This window comes from Muriicola sp. (genome assembly GCF_041567615.1).
Taxonomy (GTDB): domain Bacteria; phylum Bacteroidota; class Bacteroidia; order Flavobacteriales; family Flavobacteriaceae; genus Muriicola.
Genome location: NZ_JBFGBM010000038.1, coordinates 1 through 15745, shown reverse-complemented (window position 1 = coordinate 15745; position 15745 = coordinate 1). Strand labels below are relative to the sequence as shown.

16 protein-coding genes and 1 pseudogene are annotated in these 15745 nt (G+C 49.2%); 10 read left to right on the top strand and 7 right to left on the bottom strand.

The features are described from left to right. A pseudogene (locus ABYP73_RS04290) lies at positions 1-508 on the bottom strand (hypothetical protein); the annotation flags it as partial. A gap of 251 nt (positions 509-759) precedes the next feature. Here ABYP73_RS04290 and ABYP73_RS04285 point away from each other — a divergent pair. The 6 genes from ABYP73_RS04285 (at position 760) to rimK (ending at position 6241) form a co-directional block, all read left to right on the top strand. Beyond that, positions 760-2160: an arginine decarboxylase gene (locus ABYP73_RS04285; protein ID WP_372973551.1), complete on the top strand. Its 1401-nt coding sequence runs from the start codon at positions 760-762 to the stop codon at positions 2158-2160. After that, positions 2147-3091, top strand: coding sequence for an agmatinase (gene speB, locus ABYP73_RS04280; protein ID WP_372973550.1), 945 nt, complete (start codon positions 2147-2149; stop codon positions 3089-3091). Before ABYP73_RS04285 ends, speB begins: the two co-directional genes overlap by 14 nt. Continuing rightward, positions 3084-4055: a deoxyhypusine synthase family protein gene (locus ABYP73_RS04275; protein ID WP_372945214.1), complete on the top strand. Its 972-nt coding sequence runs from the start codon at positions 3084-3086 to the stop codon at positions 4053-4055. Before speB ends, ABYP73_RS04275 begins: the two co-directional genes overlap by 8 nt. A gap of 2 nt (positions 4056-4057) precedes the next feature. Continuing rightward, a complete protein-coding gene (locus ABYP73_RS04270) occupies positions 4058-4369 on the top strand; it encodes a hypothetical protein (RefSeq protein WP_188369924.1) in 312 nt (103 codons plus the stop codon). A gap of 26 nt (positions 4370-4395) precedes the next feature. After that, positions 4396-4812, top strand: coding sequence for a VOC family protein (locus ABYP73_RS04265; protein ID WP_188369923.1), 417 nt, complete (start codon positions 4396-4398; stop codon positions 4810-4812). 64 nt (positions 4813-4876) lie between these two features. Further along, positions 4877-6241 carry a 30S ribosomal protein S6--L-glutamate ligase gene (gene rimK, locus ABYP73_RS04260; RefSeq protein WP_372945453.1) on the top strand — a complete coding sequence of 455 codons (1365 nt, stop codon included), beginning with the start codon at positions 4877-4879 and terminating at the stop codon, positions 6239-6241. 8 nt (positions 6242-6249) lie between these two features. Here the strand turns inward: rimK and ABYP73_RS04255 are convergent, their stop codons facing one another. Continuing rightward, positions 6250-7197: an NAD-dependent epimerase/dehydratase family protein gene (locus ABYP73_RS04255; RefSeq protein ID WP_372973549.1), complete on the bottom strand. Its 948-nt coding sequence runs from the start codon at positions 7195-7197 to the stop codon at positions 6250-6252. Between the two features lie 64 nt (positions 7198-7261). Here ABYP73_RS04255 and ABYP73_RS04250 point away from each other — a divergent pair, with 64 nt between their 5' ends. Genes ABYP73_RS04250 through ABYP73_RS04240 form a run of 3 tightly spaced genes read left to right on the top strand, consistent with a single transcriptional unit; the run spans position 7262 to position 9895 of the window. Then, entirely contained in the window at positions 7262-7756 is a 495-nt protein-coding gene (locus ABYP73_RS04250; protein WP_372945455.1) for a hypothetical protein, read from the top strand. Next, positions 7749-8246, top strand: a complete 498-nt coding sequence (locus ABYP73_RS04245) for a nuclear transport factor 2 family protein (protein WP_372973548.1) — start codon at positions 7749-7751, stop codon at positions 8244-8246. Before ABYP73_RS04250 ends, ABYP73_RS04245 begins: the two co-directional genes overlap by 8 nt. Positions 8247-8305: 59 nt before the next feature. After that, positions 8306-9895, top strand: coding sequence for a trehalase family glycosidase (locus ABYP73_RS04240; protein ID WP_372973547.1), 1590 nt, complete (start codon positions 8306-8308; stop codon positions 9893-9895). Positions 9896-9928: 33 nt separating this feature from the next. On the opposite strand, the gene ABYP73_RS04235 is transcribed toward ABYP73_RS04240, so the two are convergent. The 3 genes from ABYP73_RS04235 to ABYP73_RS04225 all read right to left on the bottom strand — a co-directional run bounded on the left by ABYP73_RS04235 (position 9929) and on the right by ABYP73_RS04225 (position 13812). After that, positions 9929-10627, bottom strand: coding sequence for a hypothetical protein (locus ABYP73_RS04235; protein ID WP_372973546.1), 699 nt, complete (start codon positions 10625-10627; stop codon positions 9929-9931). Between the two features lie 90 nt (positions 10628-10717). Beyond that, entirely contained in the window at positions 10718-11533 is an 816-nt protein-coding gene (locus ABYP73_RS04230) for an NAD-dependent epimerase/dehydratase family protein (RefSeq protein WP_372973545.1), read from the bottom strand. After that, on the bottom strand, positions 11530-13812 hold the full coding sequence (locus tag ABYP73_RS04225) for a M28 family peptidase (protein ID WP_372973544.1): 2283 nt from the start codon (positions 13810-13812) through the stop codon (positions 11530-11532). The genes ABYP73_RS04230 and ABYP73_RS04225 overlap by 4 nt, the downstream gene beginning before the upstream one ends. 122 nt (positions 13813-13934) lie before the next feature. Between ABYP73_RS04225 and ABYP73_RS04220 the strand changes: the two genes are divergently transcribed. Further along, positions 13935-14405: a CBS domain-containing protein gene (locus ABYP73_RS04220; RefSeq protein WP_372946017.1), complete on the top strand. Its 471-nt coding sequence runs from the start codon at positions 13935-13937 to the stop codon at positions 14403-14405. Between the two features lie 43 nt (positions 14406-14448). On the opposite strand, the gene ABYP73_RS04215 is transcribed toward ABYP73_RS04220, so the two are convergent. Both ABYP73_RS04215 and ABYP73_RS04210 read right to left on the bottom strand, forming a co-directional pair. Further along, the gene (locus ABYP73_RS04215; protein WP_372946016.1) at positions 14449-14799 is read right to left on the bottom strand and encodes a hypothetical protein; all 351 of its coding nucleotides are present in this window, start codon (positions 14797-14799) and stop codon (positions 14449-14451) included. Positions 14800-14883: 84 nt separating this feature from the next. After that, positions 14884-15627: a hypothetical protein gene (locus ABYP73_RS04210; RefSeq protein WP_372973543.1), complete on the bottom strand. Its 744-nt coding sequence runs from the start codon at positions 15625-15627 to the stop codon at positions 14884-14886. Between the last annotated feature and the right edge of the window lie 118 nt (positions 15628-15745).

Below are 15745 nucleotides of genomic sequence, written 5' to 3'. Positions count from 1 at the left end.
TTTCCGTGTGGTAGGCGATCCATTGAAAATGTCCGTCGATGAGAAATTTAAGGGTCTTGCGCGGATTTGAATCTCCTCTGCGTTCCTGGCCAGTATCCGGGCCCCTAGTAGCGAAAAGCCAGGTGCCATCCAGATCTTGATTTAGGCCGGGAACTTTGGTAAGGGTTATCGGCCTACCCTCATCAAGTATTAGGTTATCCCCATCCATTTCATAGGCCAGGCTGAGGGTCTTCACTGAATCCTGCTCATAAGCCGAATTGAATTCGAGATCCACCTTGAGTGAAGCCCCGTCTGTCACAAAAAATCCGCCCCTGGCACGAACGAAATCAGGAGCCTTTGTGTATTCCGTATATACCAGATACTTGTCATTGATTTTGACTTCATGCACTTTAGCGGGATCCTCAGGGTCTGTTCCTGTGTAAACTCCCGCCGCCGGTTGGGCGCCGAGCGTTGCCGAAATAAGACCGATGAGAATGCCTGTGAGCAGGTATGAGATAGTACGTTTCATAGGATCTGGATTGATATCTCAAGATACGAATACTTCCCTAATGTTGCATTGGATACTTACCTTGTATTCTCTATATTATACTGCTATATATTATATCTATATTACAACTTAGAATTTTGTCTTAAAATCCCTGAATTTTATTTTTTTTTGATTTCATTTACACCGTTTACACAATGTATCTGATCAGTGCTTAAACAAAGGGCTGAAAAATAAAATGCGTATAAGAACCCTATAAATTCACAATTGATTTAATGAACATCAAATACATTGATCTGATCGATCAAACCTATTATTTTCCCCAGGAGGAATTCACACTGGACGAGGACAATCTGCAGTTTCACGAAATTCCCTTGATGTCCCTGGTAGAGAAGTACGGCACTCCCCTTAAATTCACCTATCTCCCGAAGATCTCCAGGAATATTCACCGGGCCAAGGAATGGTTTGCGAAGGCCATCGAAAGACATAAGTACAAAGGCAAATACATTTACTGTTACTGTACCAAAAGCTCTCATTTTGAGTACGTACTGCACGAGGCCCTGAAAAATGATATCCATATTGAGACCTCCTCAGCCTTTGACATCAACATCGTCAACCAGCTGAAAAAGGAGGGCAAGATCAAGGATAATACCTACGTGATCTGTAATGGGTTCAAACGAGACCTGTATATTCAGAACATAGCTGACCTGATCAACGGAGGCCATCAGAACTGCATCCCTATCATCGATAATTACGAGGAGATCGACCTCCTGAGTGAGGCCATCGATAAACCTTTCAATATCGGGATACGGATCGCATCGGAAGAAGAGCCTAAATTCGAGTTCTATACCTCCCGCCTCGGCATAGGGTACCGCAACATCGTCCCATTCTATGAAAACCAGATCAGGGACAATGAAAAGGTGGAGCTCAAGATGCTGCACTTCTTTATCAATACGGGGATCAGGGACAATGCCTATTACTGGAATGAGCTGCTGAAATGTATGAAGGTGTACACCAGGCTGAAGAAGATCTGCCCATCCCTGGACAGCCTGAATATCGGAGGCGGGTTTCCCACAAAGAATTCCCTGGCCTTTGAATACGATTATGAATACATGGTAGATGAGATCGTAAACCAGATCAATACCGCCTGTAAAGAGGCAGATGTACCTGTGCCGAACATCTTTACGGAATTCGGAAGTTTTACCGTGGGGGAAAGCGGAGGGGCCATCTACGCGGTGCTTTACCAGAAGCAGCAGAACGACAGGGAAAAGTGGAATATGATCGACTCCAGTTTTATCACCACGTTGCCCGATTCGTGGGCGATCAACAAGCGATTTATCATGCTGCCCATCAACCGATGGCACGATCAGTACGAAAGGGTGCTGCTGGGCGGACTCACCTGCGACAGCGATGATTACTACAACAGCATACAGGATATGAACGCCATCTACCTGCCCAAGTATAAAAGGGATCAACCCCTGTATATAGGGTTCTTTAATACGGGCGCCTACCAGGAATCCATTGGTGGGTTCGGGGGATTGCAGCACTGCCTGATCCCCACGCCCAAACACGTCCTGATAGATCGGAATAAAAAGGGCGAACTGACGACGAAACTCTTTAGCGAACAACAAAAAGCATCGGATATGCTTAAAATTTTAGGATATGAAGAAATCTAGGAATTACGCTGGAATTCCGGACGAATTTGCACAGCTGGAGAAATCGAAGGTGGTGCTGATCCCCGTACCCTACGACGGCACCAGTACATGGGGTAAAGGCGCTGATAAAGGTCCGGATGCCTTGCTCGATGCTTCTGAAAACATGGAGCTGTATGACATTGAGACGGGTACCGAGGTGTACCAGCAGGGTGTGTACGTGACAGAGCCCGTCAGTGAACTCTCCTCCCCGGAGGCCATGGTCAAGAGCGTTCACAGGATCACCAAGGAGTATATTAAAAGAAACAAATTCGTTACCCTTATCGGAGGGGAGCACTCCATTTCCATAGGCTCTATCCGCGCTTTTAACGAGTGCTTTGAAAACCTTACCGTGCTGCATATCGACGCCCACGCAGACCTGAGGGAATCCTATGGAGGTACCCCCTACAATCACGCCTGTGCTGTGTATGAAGCCAGTCAGCAGACCAACTTGGTGCAGGTCGGCATTCGGAGTATGGATGCCATCGAAATGACCGTTATGGACACCGAAAAGACTTTTTTCGCCCATGATATGGTCGATGACGAATACTGGATGGATAAGGCTATTGAATTGCTTACGGATAATGTCTTTATTACTTTTGACCTCGACGCCCTGGACCCTTCCATCATGCCTTCCACGGGGACTCCGGAGCCTGGCGGACTGCTGTGGTATGAGACCCTCGACTTCCTCAAGCAGGTTTTTGAGGAGAAGAACGTGGTCGGTTTTGACATCGTCGAACTCTGTCCCAATGACCTGGACAGGTCCTCGGACTTCCTGGCGGCAAAGCTGTACTATAAAATGCTCAGCTATAAATTCATCGATGAGGCCGTGGAGGATGAATACGACAATACCTATGATAACACAATCGGTGGGAACAATGCTCCCGCTCAAAAATTTGACGATGACGATGAGTAAAGGACCTATTTCAAAATTTATTTCCAAGTACTATTTGCATTTCAATGCCGCAGCTCTGGTGGATGCCGCCAAGGGATATGAATCGCAACTTCAGAGCGGAGCAAAAATGCTCGTTTCCCTCGCCGGGGCGATGAGCACAGCAGAACTTGGGAAGATCTTTGCCGAGATGATCCGGCAGGACAAGGTGCATATCATCTCCTGTACGGGAGCCAACCTGGAAGAAGACCTCATGAACCTGGTCGCCCATTCCCATTACAAAAGGGTGCCTAATTATCGGGACCTCACCCCCCAGGAAGAGTGGGATCTGCTGGAAAAAGGGCTCAACAGGGTAACAGATACCTGTATCCCTGAGGAAGAGGCTTTCCGCAGATTGCAAACACACATATACGACTTGTGGAAAAAGGCCGAAAAAGAGGGCAAGCGTTATTTCCCCCATGAATACATGTACCAGATGTTGTTGTCCGGTGTACTGGAAGAGTACTACGAAATAGACGTGAAGGACTCCTGGATGTATGCGGCTGCGGAGAAGAACCTCCCCATCGTGTGCCCGGGCTGGGAAGACAGCACCATGGGGAATATCTTCGCCTCCTATGTGCTGAAAGGAGACCTAAAGGCCTCCACAGTAAAGTCGGGGATAGAGTATATGACCTTCCTGGCCGACTGGTATACGGCCAATTCCGGGAAGGGGATAGGGTTCTTCCAGATAGGGGGAGGTATTGCCGGCGATTTCCCCATTTGCGTGGTGCCTATGCTTTACCAGGACATGGAACGGACGGATACGCCGTTCTGGAGTTACTTCTGTCAGATCAGCGACAGCACGACCAGTTACGGCAGTTATTCAGGGGCTGTTCCCAACGAAAAGATCACCTGGGGAAAGCTGGGAATAGACACTCCAAAATTTATCATCGAGAGTGATGCTACTATTGTTGCACCACTTATTTTTGCTTATCTTTTAGACATGTAATTATGGATAATTTAAAGAGAGTCATAGTAGATTTCAAGAAGCTGACACCGGAGGTGCTCAAGCTCCTGGTGGAGAAGTATCCGGACGGGTATGACGATGCTCATATCATCACCTTCAAGAACGCCAATGGAGAGCGAATAGAGGCTGTAGAGGTAACTACAGATGACACCAAATACCTGGTCAAGATCAGTGCGAAACTCGAAGTCACCATGGCGAATTACGACGAGGACGATTACGAGGATTTTGATGACGACGATCCGGACGCCATACCTGATGTGGAGATCGAGGACGATGAGGAGGATCAGGACGATTAAACGACGACTATCCAACAGCCTTTTTTATGAAACACAGTGCCTTTCACCTTGCCCTGCCCTGTTATAGTGTGACCAAGACCAAAGCGTTCTACGTGGATGTCGTCGGAGCCAAACTGGGGCGGCATTCTACCCAGTGGGCAGACATCGACCTGTACGGGAACCAGATCACCTTTACTAAATCGGGAGAATTCAACTTTGTCTACAAATCCTACAAATTTGGAGACCAGGTCTTGCCTTCATTTCACTTTGGGGTGATCCTTGACGAGAAATCATGGAAATCCATCCATCAGAGACTTTCAGTAGAAGTAGAGGGCATGACAGAGGCCATCACTTTCCTTAAAGACAAAGCAGGGGAGCACCGGTCCTTCTTCGTGGAGGATCCCAATGGTTACGTCGTGGAGTTCAAGTGTTTCAAAGAAGCAAAACAAGTTTTTGTTTCCTGATCTTCATGAGCAATCTAGAACGTATTGATCCCCTTTATTTCGGGCATTTTCAAAATTTACTTCCATGTTAAAGATCATAGGCAGTGAGGAATGGTGTGTCTTCAAAGACCTGGGTATACCGGCCATAAAGGCAAGGGTTGATTCAGGAGCCAAGACCTCCTCGATCCAGGCCAGCAATATCGCTGTGATCAGAAAGAGGAACCAGGACTGGGTGAAATTCGAGGTGAACCCGGTACAGGACAACCGCAGCATCACCCTGGAATGCGAGGCGAAACTCATAGACAGGCGCATCGTAAAGAGTTCGAGCGGTATTTCAGAGGAACGATTTGTGATCCGTACCCCTGTCACCCTTGGGGAGGATTCATTCGACATTGAACTCACCCTGGCCAACAGGGACACCATGGAATTCAGAATGCTGCTCGGAAGGGAGGCCCTCAATGGCCGATATATGGTAAACCCTGCCAAATCCTGCCTGCTGCAGACCTTTTCGGATGAGAGCATATCGATCTCCTACGCCCCTTACATGAAGGAGAAGACGGGATTGAAGATCGCCCTGCTCGCGAGCAATCCCGAACTGTACAGCAACAAAAGGCTCATGGAAGCGGCAGAGGCCCGCGGGCATGAAATTGTCTTCCTGAACGTGGAACTCGCCTATATGAAACTCGACGCCCATTCACCTGAGATCCGCTACAGGGGAGGGGATATCCTCAAGGAATTCGATGCGGTGATCCCAAGGATCAAACCCTCCGTTACCTTTTACGGTTGCGCTCTGATCCGGCAATTCGACTTCCTGGGGGTGTATTGTCAGAATTCTGCGGAGGCCATCAGCCAGTCGAGGGATAAACTGTTCGCATCCCAGCTATTTGCCAAGCATGACCTGCACATCCCCATCACCGGCTTTGCGAAGTCGCCCATGGATACTAAGGACCTTATCAAAATGGTAAATGGCGCCCCTCTCATTATAAAACTCCTGGAAAGTACCCAGGGGAAAGGGGTTGTACTGGCCGAGACAAACAAAGCAGCGGAGAGCGTGATCAACGCTTTTAAGAGCGTACAGACCAACATCCTGGTGCAGGAATTCATCAAGGAAGCCCACGGGCAGGACATTCGGTGTTTTGTCGTGAATGGCAAGGTGGTGGCGTCCATGCAAAGGCAGGCTGAAAAAGGGGAATTCAGGGCCAACCTTCACCAGGGAGGCAGGGCCTCAAGGATCAAGATCACGGCCGAAGAACGCAAACTGGCCATCAAGGCGGCCAAAATCTTCAATCTGCACGTGGCAGGGGTAGACATCATCAGGTCTAACAAAGGCCCCCTTTTATTGGAAGTGAATTCTTCTCCGGGACTCGAGGGGATAGAAAATGCAACAGGCAAGGACATTGCCAACGCCATGATCGTCGCTATTGAAAAGAAACTCAAATTCCAGCATTGAGCTTTTCCTCATTCGAGGTTCCTGAGCTCCCGGATCATTTCCTCAGTCGTGCGCTCCAGGTTAAATTCAGGTTTCCAACCCCAGTCTTTCCTTGCCTGGGAATCGTCTATACTTCCCGGCCATGAATCGGCAATGGCCTGCCTGAAATCGGGGTCATAATGGATCTGGAATTCAGGGATTACCGCACTGATGCTGCGGGCGATCTCTCCCGGGGTAAAACTCATCGCTCCCAGGTTGTAGGAAGACCGGATACTCAATTTGTCTCCATCGCTTTCCATCAACTCAATGGAGGCCCTGATGGCATCTTCCATGTACATCATGGGAAGCATGGTATCCTCTTTCAGGAAACAAGTATACCTTCCCTCCTCCAGGGCTTTTATATAGATGTCCACGGCATAATCGGTCGTACCACCTCCGGGCTGCGTTTTCCAGCTGATCAGGCCCGGAAAGCGCACACTGCGCACGTCAACGCCGTATTTTGCGTGGTAATAGGCACACCATCTTTCCCCTGTCTGCTTGCTTATCCCGTACACCGTGCTGGGTTCCATCAGGGTGTGCTGGGGCGTGTTCTCCTTAGGGGTATTTTTCCCGAAGACCGCTATACTGGAAGGCCAGAAGATCTTATCGATCTTTTTCTCCTTGGCCAGGTTCAGTACGTTGAAGAGGGAATTCATATTGAGGTTCCAGGCGCGTTCCGGAAATTTTTCCGCAGTTGCACTCAGCATGGCGGCCATGAGATAAACCTCTTCCACCTCATAGTGCATCACCGTATCCTCCACGGCATCGTAACTGGTAGCATCCAGGATTTCAAAAGGTCCAGATTCCATGAGGCTCTCGGACCCCTCCCTGATATCGCTGGCTATCACGTGCTCATTCCCGAACTTCTTTCGAAGTTCAAGGGTAAGTTCTGTTCCTATCTGCCCGCAAGCCCCTAAAATGAGAATGGATTTCTGCAAAAACTGTTGAATTATTGAAGTTCGACCCAAAGATAGCTTTTATTAAAATTTGTACATTCGTCCTATGAGAAAATTAATGCCCCTCCTCCTCTTGGTCCTGCTCCTGATGGCCTGCAAAGAACCAGCGGCCGGGGTTGATACCACCTCAGAGGAAACGCCTTTCTTTTCCATGGATTCTCTGCCAGGGAGGGTAGCATTAAATCCCATGGCTATGGAGATCGCCCGCGACTGGACCGCATTCAACGACCTGGACGCAGGTTTCAATTCCCTCTCGACCATAGAGAACTATGAGGATCTCGTCCTGGTCCTGGAAGACCTGGTCGAGAGGCAGAAAAAGGTAGAAGAAGGAGACTATCCAGAGCAGTTTAATGTGCCTCAGGTAAAGAGCAGGCAAAAGGTAGTGAAGACCTTTATCCTCAAGACCCGGGCTGCGGCAGAATACAGGATAGATGCTACGCCCCCTGCCGTAGAAATGATGAAGGCCTACAACGCTCTGAGGACACAGCTGAATGTGATCGTCAATAACAAATTAGACACCTTACTCATCACGGATGAATAGACTTGTAACCATACTGTTGTTTCTTGCCTTCGGATCCGGTCTGAAGGGTCAGACCGCTGAGATTACAATGATACAGGAGGTCCTTGACCAGTGGCACCTGGCGGCAGCAGAAGCTGACTTTGAGGAGTATTTTGGCTTGATGTCTGATGATGCCGTATTCATAGGGACGGATGCTTCTGAGGTATGGGGCAAAAAGGAGTTTATGGAATTTTCCAAACCGTATTTCGATCAGGGAAAAGCGTGGGCATTCACCTCTGTAGACCGCCATGTTTACTTGGATCCTTCAGGTGAGGTGGCCTGGTTTGACGAACTGCTCGATACCTGGATGCAACTCTGCAGGGGATCCGGTGTGGTGCGGAAGGTCGATGGTGAATGGAAAATCGCTCACTACGTGCTGTCCCTGACCGTACCCAATGAAGAGATCGACCCGGTCATCGCCTTGAAAAAAGAAAAAGACAGTACGCTGATACAGACACTGAGGAAGCAATAATCCAACGTTCTTCTTCCTTGGTCTGTTCTGTATAATGTTCAAATGTAAATTCGAAATCCATGAAGAGATTCCTTTCCTTAACGCTCGTGTCCTTTCTCATCCTTACTGCCTGCAGGGAGGAAATAAAACCCATCTCGGTAACCGAGTTCTACGATACCCAATTGTTCAGGGATATACAGTTGGAAGGGATCTACAAGGATTCCAAAACCTTTGTGGATCTCGTTCCGGACAGGCCCTACGGAGAACTTATACACCTTTACCGGGAAGAGAAAGGCAAACCTGGTTTCGAGCTTCGGGAATTTGTTAAAACCCACTTCAGGGATGCGTTTGTCTCCTCCCAGACCATTCAGACCGATACGACCAAGAGCATGTATGAGCACATCAGCAGTATGTGGGGAAAACTCACCAGGGGCCCGGACGAGGCAATTGATTACTCTTCCCGTATCCCCCTTCCCCACAAATATGTAGTGCCGGGAGGCCGTTTTCGGGAGATCTATTACTGGGACAGTTATTTTACGCTGGAGGGGCTGCTGGTGGATGAACAGGATGACCTGGCCAGGAGCATGGTCGACAATTTCAGCTTCCTGATCGATTCCATTGGATTTATTCCCAACGGCACACGCGCGTATTACCTCACCCGGTCCCAGCCCCCCTTCTATGCCCTGATGGTGGATGCGATCAGCAGGGAAGAACAAGACCTGTTCCCCGATTACTTCCCATATATCCTGAAGGAATACAATTTCTGGATGGAGGGAAAAAAAGAGAGCAAAGGCGTCAATACTGCCAGCAAATATGTCGTCAGACTAAACGGGGACCATTTCCTGAACCGGTACTGGGACAGCGGAACCACTCCGAGGCCGGAAGCATACAAGGAGGATCGCCACCTTGCCTCAGAGATTAAATCCGAGGCCGACAAAAGGTCGCTCTATACCCATCTGAGATCAGGGGCAGCCTCCGGCTGGGATTTCAGCAGCAGGTGGTATCTCAGGGAAGGGGATTTCGGCTCCACGAGAACGGCCGATATCCTGCCTGTAGACCTTAACTGCCTTATGTATTTTATGGAAAAAAGCATCGCCAGAGGATATGCCCAAGCGGGTGACGGGGAAAATGAGGCCCTTTTTCTCAACTTGGCCGAAGAACGGAGATCTCTGATACAGGAAGTCTTCTGGAATCCCGCTGAGAACTATTATTACGATTATAACTTCGCTTCCGGGAATTTCGGAAGGACTGCTACCCTGGCAGGGGCATTTCCTCTCTTTTTTGAACTGGCCACCCCGGAGCAGGCCGAAGCCGTGAAGAATAAACTGATGACAGATTTTTTAAAGGACGGCGGACTCGTGACCACTCTGGAGCATTCCGGCCAGCAATGGGACGCACCCAATGGTTGGGCACCTTTGCAGTTCATCGCCGTAGAGGGCTTATTGAACTACGGCTATGTAGACGAGGCACGTACCATCATGGAGCGATGGCTGGCCCTGAACGAAAGGGTGTACCGGGATACCGGCAAGATGATGGAAAAATACAATGTGGAGGATATAAGCCTCCTTTCCGGGGGAGGGGAATACGAGACACAGGACGGATTTGGCTGGACCAACGGAGTGGCCCTGGTCTTCAGGTCACTGCTCGACGCTATGGATCCCGGGGAATAGACCCCATTTCATCCACTCCGGGGACGATAAGGGTTACTCCTCTTTTTTCTCCCCGCTACCCTTCCTGGATTCCAGGGCCTGTTTGCTCAGGCTAGCCAGGTTGAAATTGGGCTCAATGGCGAGGGCTTCGTCGATTGTGGCGATGGCGGCGTCTATATTGCTGCGGTCTGTGTTGTATTGTGCCAGGCCTTTGAGGTGTAAAAGGGCAGCCCGGAGGGAAACCTCATAGGGCTGTTGGCGTTCGTAAAAAGCATAGGTCATTCCTTCCTGTACCTCGCTGAGACCCGCTTCTATATCGGTCATGGCCCCTTCGTTATCCCCGGTTTGTATCTTCAGGTCGGCCAGCTCATAGGCCAGGTAGGCATTGGGCGAACGCTTGTTGAGGATCTCGAACTGTTCCAGGGCCCTTTTGGGCTGGTTGATGGCTTTGAGGCTGATGGCCTTCACCTGTATGGCCAAGTCGGAATCCGCTTCGTTCTTTTCTATCCCGATGGTGTTGAGAGCCTGAATATGCTGGTTGTTATTGGCATAGACAAAGGCCAGGGTATCCATTCGCTGTTTGGAAGGTGCGATCACATTGAGGTGGGTAAGGGCACTGATCACCCCGTTGACATCGCCCTGGGATTTCATGGCTTTGTAATAGGCTTCATAATGTGCCTTAAGATCGGTATTACTCTGGCTAAAGCCCAAAAATACGGTCATCAACAATAGGAAGGTCAACCTCACTTTCATAACGACAAATTTAGTGCGGCAAAATTACTATTAATTTTTCGCATCAGATAGCATATCCTTACAAATCATATAATTAAGCCCGGATATGGATCATTCTACGGGATGGTCTATGTGAGTCTTAAATTCGAACCCCAGAGATTTCAGTGTTTTTGACGAAATGACCTTACCCGACCTGCCCGCGTACTCCTTTTTATAGAGTGGGACTGGCAGGCCCCTGAGATGTGCTTCCCTTGTGTAATATTCTCTTTTTATGGGATGTTCCGGATATACGGCATTGATAAGTTTGCCCCACCACTCCTCGGTGATAATGGTCGATAAAAGAGACAGGCAGTCATCCAAATGGATGAGGTTTACCGCATCATCCCCATTGGTCAGGTTGTGCTGACCCGACAAATAGGTCACCGGATGGCGGTCCGGGCCGATGAGTCCGCCAAAACGAACCACCGTACACTCTAATGTGGGATCTTTTGAGAAGAGGGCCTCTGCCGCAACAAGGGATTTGGCCGACTCGGATGCGGGTCGGACTTCCGTTTTTTCGCTTACTTCCCCCTGAATATTGCCATATACGGATGTACTGCTCACAAATAACACTTTTTCGAGGTGGGTGATCCTGCAAGCCTCGTACAATTGTTCCATCTTCGAGCTAAAATCCGCAGCCTCTTTTTTCCTGCCGGGGGGTACATTGATGACGAGGATATCGATCTCGTTCAGAAATTCGATGAGGTGGCCCTTCACTCCATCCCGGAAGAGTTCTATATAAAAAGGTTTGATCCCTTCGCCTCTCAGTACTTCCAGGTTGGCCTTTGTGGTGGTAGTCCCTGATACCGGGTATCCAAGGGAGATCAATTTCCTGCCCAGGGGAAACCCCAGCCACCCGCACCCCAGTATTCCTACCCGTGGTTTCAATGTCTGATGGATTTAACGGTGATCACGGCATCGTTCAGTACAAAGGGCATGGGAATATTTTCTTCCGGCCTTGGAGGGATATCGAATGACGGATTTTTCAGGAGGTCATTCGAGGCTTCGTAGAGGGTCAGGTTCAATTCCTTACCTCTGGGGAGGCTTACTTCTAGATAGGTGGAATCGTTGTCACTGATATAATGAGTGAAAAGCCGATTGTTCCTGCGTTCCTTGAGATAATAGGGGGAAAGCTCCACCCCGTTGATGGATGCCTTTAGAATGGGGGTATCACCTGTAAAAACTTCCAGTCGGTTTACCGGGCGTTGGGGAAATATACCAACCTCCAGAAAGCGGGTGTCTCCCAGGGTGGTATCTTTTTCAATGGTCACCACGGGCCCCGGAATTTGTTTGGCCCCGGTCCTTGCCCAGAAGGTATAACGGGTATTGTATTTGCTCCCGGGAACATTGTTTTCCCCTGGGCCTTGTTCCCGGATATCGTCTCCCATAATCCCTCGCGTCCAGTCGGATATCTCCTTTTCGTAGGTGGCCCACATAGATTGCTTGTCATCGGTGTTCAGAAGGTACACCAGGCTGGTGGGTTTGGCCCTGTCCCGGGTAAATCCGGATTGCAGATGAGCCGTGAAAAGGGAAATTAAAAATCCGGCAAAGGCAAGAGTACCCAGGGTGCGTTTACGATTGTATTGAGCGACTAGCGGCAGCAGAAGCGCAAAGCACAGAGTGGTGATCAGTGTCGTAGTGATTGCCATTTTCAGCCCCAGGGCCACAGGGAACATGGAGGTGAAAGGGGCAAATATGAACACAGCCGGCAGGCCCAGGAACAACAGTAGCAGGGGATCCGGTTCCTTCTGGTGGAGCAGGAGCAGGAGTGATGCCAATAGTGCAAATACGGGGATGATAAAAAAGCTGGCCCCCGGGAGGTATTCGCCCACGCCCCAGCAGATGGCAAGCCATATGAAAAGCGGTCCGATGAGGAGTTCCGGAAGGCTGGTCGACCTAAAGGACCTGTAGATCCAGAAACAGACTGAGAGTGACAGGAATGCGAGAGCCAGGATATAGGCGTGTCCATTGTACGGGAATCCGTGCAGGATGTCTTTATATCCCGGATAAGCGGTTGTGATGACCGCCCATGCAAAATACCCTATGACCCCGTTGATCAGCAAGGTGATCAACAACGGAACAAATCCCAGGAATACGCCTTTGATCTTCAGGGTTTGATTTCTGAAACCGAAAACCAGGAGACCCCCCAGAAAAGCAAGGGCGAGATACCACATAGGCCATATCCAGTCGAAGGGATAAGAGACCATCTTAAACACCGGAATATTGAAATAGACGTGATCGTTGAGGCTTTTCATTTGCCCGAGATCTGCTTCACTCAAATAATGTAGCAAGGGCATGAGATAGCTTCCCTGGTGGGTGAGGGAATTGCGGTCCAGGCGTTCATAGGAATCCCTGACCGAATGATAGTCGAAGTGGTCATCGATAAAGGCAAAATTAAAGCCTTCAATATCCCGGTCCTCCCTGAAGACGGTCAGGTCCGTATCATTGGGGAGCAATTTGTAAATACTGTAGGCGAGGGAATTAGAGACCGGGTATTTGGGATCAGCGGAGATAAAGGATTCAATGAGTTTTTCATTCCCCCTGTTGGTTTCCATAAACATATAACTGGGGCCTCCGCTACCCCTTGCTTCGAAGTTCAGGATGAGTCCGACGTCGGAGGACCAGGGATGACGATTGGCAAAGAGATCGGCTCCGTTTAGGCCAAGTTCTTCTGCATCCGAGATGAGGATGATAATGTCGTTCTTCGGTTTTTTATTCCTTGACAGGAAAGCACGGATCCCTTCGAGGATGGTGGCCACTCCGCTTCCCGCATCACTGGCCCCCAGGGAAGAATGCGGGTTGCTGTCATAGTGGGACAGCAGGAGCAATGCCTTGCCTTCTCCACTCCCTTCAATCCGGCTGACGATATTGGTGGCCTTGCTGAAGTTACCCCAGTCGCCGGCGGTATACCCCTGTTGCAGGCTCACCTCCAGGCCCATTGCTTCCAGAGCCTGCACCACATAGTCCCTTACTTCGGAATGCGCGGGAAAGCCAACGGCGTGGGGTTTTCTCGAGATCTCCTTTACGTGTTCCAGGGCGCGGTCCGTGGAAAATCCATAGGTCCTCTCTATATCCCTGTCAGAAACGGAGGGCATGAGGGAGTGAAAACTCCAGTAAACGGCGAGAACAAGCAGTGGCAGAGTGATCCAGAGCCGGGTGTTTTTCATCGAATTCTATTCTTCCTTAAAAGTAAAAAAAACTGTGGGCCCTCTGCCGTTTGTCGACTAATTTTAAAAGATATGCCCAAAATTCCTATATTTAAGGCTAACCATTTTAAAAACAAACAGGTATGGGGATTAAAAGTTTTATGGGCCGCAGAGCCAAAGAGGCGACCAAAAAAGAGTACAATGCCCCTATTTTGGTGGAGGATTATATGTCTAAAAAATTGATCACCTTCAATCCGGAACAGTCCGTTCTGGAGGTGATGGAATCCTTTGCCAAGAACCGTATTTCCGGAGGCCCTGTCCTGGATGACAACGGTTTTCTGGTCGGGATCATTTCCGAGGCAGACTGTATGAAGGAGATCTCCGAAAGCCGGTATTTTAACCAGCCTATCCTGGACAAGAGCGTGGAGCGCTTTATGACCAAGGATGTGGAGACCATCCCCCACGATATGAGCATATTTGACGCTGCCGGGGTTTTTCACAAGAACAAAAGGAGAAGGTTGCCCGTGATGAAGGACGGACTCCTGGTAGGGCAAATAAGTAGAAAAGATATCGTAGTGGCGGCTTTGAAGCTCAGCAGCCATAATTACAAATAAAGAACCCTTTGAAATTTTAAAATAGCCTCTGATCTTTCAGGGGCTATTCTCTTTTCACGATCATGTAGTAATCATTGCCCAGGGGGAGGTAACCCAGGTCGTACACAAAGAAATAGATATTGCCTTTTTTTGTGGTGTAGAGGTTGGTGATGTGTTCAAAATGAAACCCCTTGTCCAGCAGTTGGTTTTTTGGTATCCTCGCCTTTTCTTCCTCCAGAAAAAAGCTCTCCAGGATCCGGTAATTCTTTCTCAACCGGTTGTTGATGTTGCGGACGAGTTTTCTGCTGTCCTTGTTCAGTTTGTTGTTGAAGGCATTTCGGCAGTAATCTGCACAGAATTTTTTGTCCGTCCTTCCACGGATGGGCTCCCCGCATTCCAAACACCTCCTTTCCATTGAATCTCCTTGCAATAGATGTGTCAAAGATGCTCCCGGCAACCGAAAAGGACAAGCAGGGAAGTTCAGGGGGATGCAACGTAATCAGGGATTCAGATATTTATTGGGCACATTTCGCGGAGTATACACTATCCCATAACGGTGTTTCAGCAATTTGGCTATGGTCTTACTGATCGTTACTTCGCTGCGATGCATCTGTGGCAACAGCCCCATCATCGCGTAGCTGATAGGGTTTACAGAGGGAATGAGGGTTTCCCATTCGTATCCCTTCCCCCAGATAAGACCTTTTACGGTCAGGTCTAAATGAGCACCACGTGACAAGAGGAAATCCAGCATCTCGGCCGACTGATCCCCGTTTTGATTCACAGTGTGAAATATGGGAGATTGCCCTCCAAAGCCATTGGGATCTACTGCAGCCCGGGCATTTATGTCCGCTCCGTGTTCAACCAGGACCTCTGCACATCGCACATGGTTGAATTCAGCACAAATGTGCAGCAGGCCGACACCGGACAGAGGGGTATAAGCACACCTCAGGTCAAAGGTCCGCTGGAGGGTCCCGGGGTCCCTGCTTATGATTTGCGAGAGGGACGAATGATCGTCCATAAGAACAGCCAAGAGTGCTTTATCCCCGAACTCCAGGCCGTAATCCACAAACAAACGTACACACTCTTTGAACCTGGGGCTTCTCAGATACTCACTGGTCAATTCGTAGATCAGGGGCTCATCCCTGAACGTATCATTTGGATCTACCCCGTGGTCAAAACAATTTCGGATACCCTCTATGGAATGAAGTTCGATCTGTTCGATGATATCCTTTTTGTAGTCCATGAGGGAGCCTCATTCTTTCATGATCAGGGCCGGTAATTCCAGATCATTATACATGGCATTAAACAACAGCATTTCTGTCTTTACTATGGTCTGCCACTCCATTTCGAATTGAACCCAC

What these genes read in the sequence shown, in the direction of transcription:
- ABYP73_RS04285 (WP_372973551.1), top strand. Translation starts at nt 760, where the DNA reads ATGAACATCAAATACATTGATCTGATCGATCAAACCTATTATTTTCCC.
- speB (WP_372973550.1), top strand. Translation starts at nt 2,147, where the DNA reads ATGAAGAAATCTAGGAATTACGCTGGAATTCCGGACGAATTTGCACAG.
- ABYP73_RS04275 (WP_372945214.1), top strand. Translation starts at nt 3,084, where the DNA reads ATGAGTAAAGGACCTATTTCAAAATTTATTTCCAAGTACTATTTGCAT.
- ABYP73_RS04270 (WP_188369924.1), top strand. Translation starts at nt 4,058, where the DNA reads ATGGATAATTTAAAGAGAGTCATAGTAGATTTCAAGAAGCTGACACCG.
- ABYP73_RS04265 (WP_188369923.1), top strand. Translation starts at nt 4,396, where the DNA reads ATGAAACACAGTGCCTTTCACCTTGCCCTGCCCTGTTATAGTGTGACC.
- rimK (WP_372945453.1), top strand. Translation starts at nt 4,877, where the DNA reads ATGTTAAAGATCATAGGCAGTGAGGAATGGTGTGTCTTCAAAGACCTG.
- ABYP73_RS04250 (WP_372945455.1), top strand. Translation starts at nt 7,262, where the DNA reads ATGAGAAAATTAATGCCCCTCCTCCTCTTGGTCCTGCTCCTGATGGCC.
- ABYP73_RS04245 (WP_372973548.1), top strand. Translation starts at nt 7,749, where the DNA reads ATGAATAGACTTGTAACCATACTGTTGTTTCTTGCCTTCGGATCCGGT.
- ABYP73_RS04240 (WP_372973547.1), top strand. Translation starts at nt 8,306, where the DNA reads ATGAAGAGATTCCTTTCCTTAACGCTCGTGTCCTTTCTCATCCTTACT.
- ABYP73_RS04235 (WP_372973546.1), bottom strand. Translation starts at nt 10,627, where the DNA reads ATGAAAGTGAGGTTGACCTTCCTATTGTTGATGACCGTATTTTTGGGC.
- ABYP73_RS04225 (WP_372973544.1), bottom strand. Translation starts at nt 13,812, where the DNA reads ATGAAAAACACCCGGCTCTGGATCACTCTGCCACTGCTTGTTCTCGCC.
- ABYP73_RS04220 (WP_372946017.1), top strand. Translation starts at nt 13,935, where the DNA reads ATGGGGATTAAAAGTTTTATGGGCCGCAGAGCCAAAGAGGCGACCAAA.
- ABYP73_RS04215 (WP_372946016.1), bottom strand. Translation starts at nt 14,799, where the DNA reads ATGGAAAGGAGGTGTTTGGAATGCGGGGAGCCCATCCGTGGAAGGACG.
- ABYP73_RS04210 (WP_372973543.1), bottom strand. Translation starts at nt 15,627, where the DNA reads ATGGACTACAAAAAGGATATCATCGAACAGATCGAACTTCATTCCATA.